Raw genomic sequence first — 8,048 nt, 5'->3', positions numbered from 1 at the left:
AGCCAAAACAACCAATCAATAAAACAATTGGTATCAACAAACTTGGCACACTATTGAGTTCTCAAACAACAGACACACCCGGCACCACCACAACCAAACAGCCGTGGATCGCTCCGGAGCAACTTTTCAAACTTACCGGCTGGTCTCACTCTTGTCAAACCGGCATCCGCGACGTTCTCAGCCTGAGGCTTTCGTGTCGGTTTTTTCGGTCTGACTCCGTGGAGCAGCGCGGAAATAAACTCTACCACCACTTTGCCGGGATGGCCAACCAAGCCCCAAACAGCCCTCTGCACCCTCACCCTGAGGGCAGCAAAAAGCCCGGAATCTCAAGGAATTCCGGGCTTTTCGCCGCGCACTTAAGAGAGCGGGTTCACACTCTTCGGTCCGCCGGCCGCCAAAGGAACGGGCTTGAAGTACGCCGCACCCAGGGGCGGCAGCGTCACGATCAACGATGCCGGCTGGCCATCAAGCCCTTCGTCCAGGGCAATCAGCTCACCGCCATTCAAAACACCTGAACCGCCATAGGCCGCAGCATCAGTGTTGAGCACTTCGGTCCAGCCCCCGGCAGCGGGAACGCCGAGGACATAGCCCACATGCGGCCCGCCGGAGAAGTTGACGGCGCACACCAACGGATTGCCGTCCTTGTCCCAGCGGACAAACGTCAGGACATTGCGATCGGCGTCCCCACCGTTGATCCACTGGAAACCACCGGGCTCGTTGTCCCGCGCGTAGAGGGCCGGCGTCGAGCTGTAGAGCTCGTTGAGGTCCTTGGTGAGGAGCTGCAATCCGCGGTGCGCCGGAATGTCGGCCAGGTACCAGTCCAGTCCGTGCTGCTCGGACCATTCAGCCTCCTGGCCGAATTCGGTGCCCATAAAAATGAGCTGCTTTCCCGGGTGCGCCCACTGGTAGGCAAAGAAGGCGCGCAGGTTGGCCAGCTGCTGCCAGCGGTCCCCCGGCATCTTCCGGAGCATGGAGCCCTTGCCGTGCACTACTTCGTCGTGGCTGATCGGGAGCAGGAAGTTCTCGGTGAACGCGTAGACCATGGAGAACGTCAACGTACCGTGGTGCCACTTCCGGTTGACCGGGTCCTCGGAGGCGTACTTGAGGGAGTCGTGCATCCAACCCATGTTCCACTTGAGCCCGAAGCCCAGGCCGCCGTGGCTTGTGGGGGCGGTGACACCGGGGAAAGCCGTGGACTCTTCGGCGATCATCACCGCGCCCGGGTGGGTCTTGTAGACGGTGGCGTTGACTTCCTGGAGGAAGGAAATGGCTTCCAGGTTCTCGCGTCCGCCAAAGCGGTTGGGCGACCACTGCCCGTCTTCGCGCGAATAGTCCAGGTACAGCATCGAGGCCACCGCATCAACTCGGAGTCCGTCGATGTGGAACTCATCAAGCCAGTACAGCGCGTTGGACACCAGGAAGTTCCGCACCTCGGTGCGGCCGAAGTCGAAGATCAGCGTTCCCCAGTCAGGGTGCTCGCCCAGGTTCGGGTCGGCGTGCTCGTACAGGGGTTCGCCGTCGAACTGGGCCAGCGCCCAGGCATCCTTGGGGAAGTGCGCCGGAACCCAGTCCAGCAGCACGCCGATTCCGGCCTGGTGCAGGGAATCCACCAGGAACCGGAATTCGTCCGGATGGCCAAAGCGCGACGTCGGCGCAAAGTAGGACGTCACCTGGTAGCCCCAGGAGCCGCCGAAGGGATGCTCGGCCACGGGCATGAACTCAACGTGCGTGAAGCCCAGCCATTTGACGTAGTCCACCAGTTCCTTGGCGAGCTCCCGGTAGCCCAGGCCAAGGCGCCAGGATCCGAGGTGGACCTCATAGGCGCTCATCGGCGAATTGTGCGGGTCACGCTGGGCGCGTGCCGCCATCCATTCGGCGTCCTTGAAAACGTAGGACGGTTCCACTACGCGAGACGCCGTCAGCGGCGGGACTTCGGTGCCGAAGGCCAGGGGATCCGCCTTTTCGACCCAGTGCCCGCTCTTGGACTTGATCTCGAATTTGTAGCACGCTCCTGCTAAAACGCCGGGAAGGAAGACTTCCCACACGCCTGATGACCCCAGCGAGCGGAGCGAATTTTCGCGGCCGTCCCAGGAATTGAAATCGCCCTTGACGCGGACCGCCTGCGCGTTCGGTGCCCAGACGGCGAAGGAGACGCCGTCAACATCGCCGAGCGAGGACTTGTAGTGCTGGACGTGCGCGCCCAGGACTTCCCAGAGTTTCTCGTGCCGGCCCTCGCCGATCAGGTGCAGGTCCACTTCACCCACGGTGGGCAGGTAACGGTACGGCTCATCCACCGTCAGGGGCGCGGCACCGGGGTACGTGACTTCCAGCCGGTAGTCGGGGACGTGGCCGGCCTGCAGCGGTTCGAGGACTGCCACCCATACCCCGTTGTTTTCGTGGGTCATGGGCACTGAGCCCACGGCAGTCACCACGCTCACTGCCTCCGCGAGGTGCTTAAGCGTCCGGACCGTCACATGGCCGTGGTCGTCCAGGTGGGCGCCGAGCACCGAGTGCGGCGCGTGGTGTTCGCCGTTCGCCACGCGGGCCAACGTGTCCGGGTCCACGTGAAGAGGCACCCGGGGCCGGTCTGTACGTGCTGAGCCTGTCATTTTCATACCTTCCGATGCTGCTCCGGCCTGATCGCCGGAGCCTTTAAAGCTGAGGAGCCGCCTGGACGCATTCGTTGGAATGGCCAGCCAGTCAGGTCTGTTCCGCAATTCATATACGACTTCGTAAAGGGCCTTGTCCAGCCACAATGCCACAAAGAGCGGTGAAGTCCGGTCGATGGTGCCGGGTGTGACTGCGGCATAGCCGGCAAGGAACGCGTCCGCGCAATCATCGACCCAGGACGCCGGAACGCGGGCACCCTGATATTCGCGTTCCGCCGCGCCTGCCGCATAGTCGAAGGAACGCAGCATTCCCACCACGTCCCGGAGCGGAACATCGGGGAAGTTGCGTTCGGCGATGGGCCGCAGTGGCTCACCTTCAAAATCAAGGATGGCCCACCGGCTGGGCTGGCCGCCGTGGCCGGGGACCTGCAGGATCTGTCCGAGGTGGAGATCGCCGTGGATCCGCTGCAGCGGCCCTGCCGGCACGCCGTCGAGCTCGCCAAGCAGAGCCGCGAGCGCGTCGTCGTAAGGCCCGACGGCGGCACGGGCTTCCGCCCATGCCTGCCGGACCCGCTGGGCTACTCCGGGCGCAATGAGCTGACCCGGGGCCGGTTCAACCGCTGTGCCGAGTGCTTCCGCAAGCCGTCGGTGGACTGTGGCTGTGGCCGCGCCCAGGGCATGCGCCTCGGCGGTGAAATCAGCACCGGTGCGCGCGGCATCCACGGCCAGGCGCCAGGCATCGCGGCCGCCGGCGAGGAATTCGTGGGCTACGGCAAGCTCGCCCTGCGATGGCCCCTGTGCCGGCAGCCCGGATGACACCGGCGCTTGCCATTCCCCGCGGACCCACCCGAGCGTGGCCGGAACCTCGAAGGTGCCCTGGGCCGTCAGTGCCGCCCCTACCTCGACCTCGGGGTTGATCCCTTCGGAGAGGACGCGGAAGAATTTCACGATCGCCGCGGACTCGCCGTCGTCAACAATGACAGAGCTGTTGGACTGCTCGCCGGACAGGACTTTGACCATTCCGTGGGCGGTAGGCAGGCGGTGCTCCGACCGCGTGCGGTGGCCCGTCGCCGAACCCGTGCTCGAGCCCGCTTCGGACCGGATCAGCTCCAGCCAGGAGGACACAAAGGAGGGATCATGCACGGCGTCGTATATCCAGGCCATGCCGGCCCCGGGGGCCTGGCCCACCAGTGCCCGCTCCGCTCCGGCAAGCGGACTTGCCCTGTAACTCAGCGGGACCTGGACCACGTCAGTGCGGAGTCCGCCGTCGGCCGTCCGGGAGGAAACAGCTAGCAGGAAGATCTCCAGCCGGGCCTGCCCGGCGGCATCTTCAAGGCTCAGGCTGCCTGCCTGTTCCAGCGAAAAATCGGCTGTCTTCACGGGGAACCACCGCTGGCGCGGAAGCCATTCTCGAAGGACGGCGCTTAGCGGGGCTGTGAGGGTGGGCTGGGCCATGTCAGTTCTCGATGGACAGGATGGGCAGTGCCTGCGTGTACGGGGAGGCCGGGTTGGACGTCGCAGAGCGGATCCGCAGCCAGAAGAAATCGTGGCTTCCCAGGGTCAGCGTCAGCGATCCGTTGTCGTCGATTCCGGGGAACGGCTGACCGCCGAACACATCGCGGAGTCCGCGGCCGGCAAACTGGGGAATCCGCAGTTTAGCCGCGACGGGGTGCTGCGAAAGGTTGAAGGCGCACAGAATGGATTCGCCGGGCAGCCCCGCAGTGTTGTCCTCCGAAAGTTCCCGGATATAAGCCACAATGGCATCGTGGTCGGCTTCGACATGCTTGAACGCGCCCAGCCCGAAGGCAGGGTGGTTCTTGCGGACGCTGAGGATCTGCCGGGTCCAGCGGAGCAGGGAACCGGAGTGGGCGGCTTCGGCTTCCACATTGGCCATGGCGTAGTTGTACACCAGCGACTGGATGACCGGCAGGTAGAGCTTGCCGGGATCAGCGTTGGAGAATCCTGCGTTCCGGTCCGGGTTCCACTGCATGGGGGTGCGCACAGCATCGCGGTCGTCGAGCCAGATATTGTCCCCCATGCCGATCTCGTCCCCGTAGTACAGGAACGGGCTGCCAGGCAGCGACAGCAGCAGCGCATTGATCAGTTCAATCTCGGCCCGGGAATTATCCAGCAACGGCGCAAGCCGGCGCCGGATCCCGATGTTGGCGCGCATCCGGGGGTCCGGGGCATACCAGCCCAGCATTGCCGCACGCTCGTCGGCCGTGACCATCTCCAGCGTCAGTTCATCGTGGTTGCGCAGGAACGTCCCCCACTGCGCCCCTTCGGGGATCTCCGGGGTGTCATGCATGGTCTCGATGATCGGAGCGGCCTTCTGGTCCCGCAGGGCGTAGTAGAGGCGCGGCATGATGGGGAAGTGGAAGGCCATGTGGCATTCGGGCTCTTCCGCTGTTCCGAAGTATTCCACCACCTCGTTGGGCGGCTGGTTGGCCTCGGCGATGATGACGCGGCCCGGGTAGCCTTCATCCACCATAGCCCGCAGCTTGCGCAGGAAGTCATGGGTGGCCGGCAGGTTTTCGCAGTTGGTCCCCTCTTCCTCGAAGAGGTACGGGATGGCGTCCGCCCGGAAACCGTCGATGCCCTGGTCCAGCCAGAAACGGACCACGTCAAAGAGCGCTTCGATGACCTTGGGGTTCTCAAAATTCAGGTCAGGCTGGTGGCTGAAGAAGCGGTGCCAGAAGAACTGCCGGCGGATGGGGTCGAAGGTCCAGTTGGACTCCTCCGTGTCCACGAAGATGATGCGGGCGTCCTGGTACTTCTCGTCAGTGTCGCTCCACACGTAAAAGTCGCCAAAGGGACCGTCCGGGTCCTTGCGCGATTCCTGGAACCAGGGGTGCTGGTCCGAGGTGTGGTTCAGCGGCAGGTCAATGATGACCCGGACGCCGCGGGCATGGGACTCGGCCACCAGCCGCTTGAAGTCGCTGATGGTGCCGAACTCATCCAGGACGGAGTTGTAGTCCGAAATGTCATAGCCGCCGTCACGCAGCGGCGACTGGAAGAACGGCGGCAGCCACAGGCAATCCACGCCAAGCCACTGCAGGTAGTCCAGCCGGTCGATCAGGCCGGAAAAGTCCCCCGAACCGTCGCCGTTCGCATCCGCGAAGGCCCGCACCAGCACCTCATAGAACACAGCTTTCCGATACCAGAGCGGATCGTGGGCCAGGCCAGGGGCGTTCAGCTCAAACGTGCTCTTGGGGGTGAAATGCTGGCTGGAACTCTGCGGATTAAAGCTCACTGATGCAATCTCCTCACGCTCAGGATGTGGGCGGGTTCAACGTGCGCGTCCAGGCGGACGTAGTTGTATTCGCCCCATTCCCAGGATTCGCCGGAAATGAGGTCATCCACCCGGAACCCGCCGTTGGGCGACAGATCCTTGGGGTCCAGTTCCAGAGCAGCCAGATCCAGTGAAATGGTGCTCTCCCTGATGCCGTGCGGATCAACGTTGACCACCACAATGATGGTGTCTTTGGTGCCGTCCGGCAGGGTCTTGTGCTTGGAGTACACCACCGTGGCGTCGTCGGTGCTGTGGTGGACCGTGAGATTCTGCAGGTCCAGCAGCGCCGGGTGGTTGTGCCTGATCGCGTTGAGCCTGGTCAGGTACGGCGCCAGGGTCCGGCCTGAGGCAGCGGCAGCGTCCCAGTCACGGGCTTTGTATTCGAATTTCTCGTTGTCGATGTACTCTTCCGCGCCGGGGCGGGCAACATGCTCATAAAGTTCGTAGCCGGCATAAACGCCCCACAGGGGGCTGGCGGTGGCGGCCAACGCCGCACGGATCTTGAACGCGGCCGGACCGCCGAACTGCAGGTATTCCGTGAGGATGTCCGGCGTGTTGACAAAAAAGTTGGGCCGGAAGTACGCCGGCGACTCGTGGCTGACCTCAGTGAAGTAGGTTTCGAGTTCCTTTTTGGTGTTCCGCCACGTGAAGTAGGTGTAGGACTGCTGGAAGCCCGCCCGGCCCAGGGCGTGCATCATCGCAGGGCGGGTGAACGCTTCCGCGAGGAACACAACGCCAGGGGTCTTTTTGTTGACCTGGCCAATGAGCCATTCCCAGAACCACACCGGTTTGGTGTGCGGATTATCCACCCGGAAGATCTTCACGCCATGGCTGACCCACAGCAGCACGACCCGCAGGATTTCCTTCGCAAGCCCTTCCGGATCATTGTCGAAATTGAGCGGGAAAATATCCTGGTATTTCTTGGGCGGGTTTTCCGCGTACGCGATGCTCCCGTCAACCCGGGTAGTGAACCATTCCGGGTTGGACTGCACCCAGGGGTGGTCTGGCGCGGCCTGCAGCGCCAGGTCAAGGGCGACTTCGAGGCCCAGTTCGTTGGCGCGGGCAACAAAGGCGTCGAAGTCCTCGAACGTGCCCAGTTCCGGGTGGATGGCGTCGTGGCCGCCCTCCTTGGCGCCGATGGCCCAGGGCGAGCCGGGATCATGCGGGCCGGCAATCAGGGTGTTGTTGGGGCCCTTGCGGTGCTGGATACCGATGGGGTGGATCGGCGGCATATAGAGTACGTCGAAGCCCATTTCCGCCACCGCGTCCAGCCGCTTCGCCGCGGTCCGGAAATTCCCGGACGTCCATGCCCCGGTGGTGGCGTCCCTGACGGCGCCTTCGGACCGGGGGAAGAATTCGTACCAGGCTCCGCGGCCTGCGAGATCGCGCTCCACCAGCAGCGGGAACTGCTCGGAAACGGTGATCAGTTCGCGGATTGGCTGGCGGTCCACGACGGCGGCGACGTCCGCGCCGAAGCCGGCTGCCAGACGCTCCTCATCGGTCAGGGACCCGTTGCCCAGAATGGAAGACGCCATGCGGAGGGTACGCCGGTCCGACGCATTGCGGGAGGCGTCGGCGGCCGCCTCCGAGAGCAGCGCCGATCCTTCGGTGAGCATCAGCTCGACGTCGATGCCTGCCGCCACCTTGACTTCGGCGTTGTGGTGCCAGGTTCCGTAGCGGTCGTGCCAGGCCTCGATGAAAAACGTCCAGTTTCCAACGGCCGACGGCGTGAGGATGCCCTCCCAGCGGTCGGTACCGAGGCCGCGTTCCCCCCTCGGCGGCGCCAGCCTCACGCGCTGGCGTTCCTTCCCGCGGGGATCCAGGAGGACCGCGCTGACACCCAGTTGGTCATGCCCCTCCCGGAAGGCCGTGGCGCCCACCACAAGGCCCTCCCCCGGCAGGGCCTTGGCAGGATACTTCCCACCCTCCACCACAGGCTGCACTGCAGTGATCGGAAAACGGCCAATTCTTAGCCCGTCGGTGATTTGGCCTTTCGGCTTTTTCTTTGAGGCGGCAGGGGTTACTGAGTTAGTCGTCACAGGCTCGACGTTATCGAGAAATGGTCCAGATTGCTAAGCCTGCGCTGCTTTTTGTCGCGGCGATTCGACTTATCCGCCACGCCAACTGTCATTTACCTAAAAGAAGGC

3 protein-coding genes are annotated in these 8,048 nt (G+C 63.7%); all 3 read right to left on the bottom strand.

The window, feature by feature from the left end; genetic code table 11:
- Positions 1 to 356 precede the first annotated feature (356 nt).
- From CXR02_RS18685 to CXR02_RS18675, 3 genes are read right to left on the bottom strand one after another with little or no spacing between them, the layout of a single operon-like run.
- Positions 357 to 4,064, bottom strand: coding sequence for a 1,4-alpha-glucan branching enzyme (locus CXR02_RS18685; protein ID WP_104063342.1), 3,708 nt, complete (start codon positions 4,062 to 4,064; stop codon positions 357 to 359).
- Between the two features lies 1 nt (position 4,065).
- Entirely contained in the window at positions 4,066 to 5,862 is a 1,797-nt protein-coding gene (gene treS / locus CXR02_RS18680) for a maltose alpha-D-glucosyltransferase (protein ID WP_104063341.1), read from the bottom strand.
- Positions 5,859 to 7,940 (bottom strand): alpha-1,4-glucan--maltose-1-phosphate maltosyltransferase, encoded by a 2,082-nt coding sequence (locus CXR02_RS18675; protein ID WP_104063340.1) that lies wholly within the window; start codon positions 7,938 to 7,940, stop codon positions 5,859 to 5,861. The genes treS and CXR02_RS18675 overlap by 4 nt, the downstream gene beginning before the upstream one ends.
- Positions 7,941 to 8,048: the final 108 nt, after the last annotated feature.

Origin of the sequence: Arthrobacter sp. 4R501 (assembly GCF_002929755.1) — a bacterium.
Lineage (GTDB): Bacteria > Actinomycetota > Actinomycetes > Actinomycetales > Micrococcaceae > Arthrobacter.
Note: the sequence above shows the minus strand (reverse complement) of the source record. Positions and strands in the feature narration are given on the sequence as shown.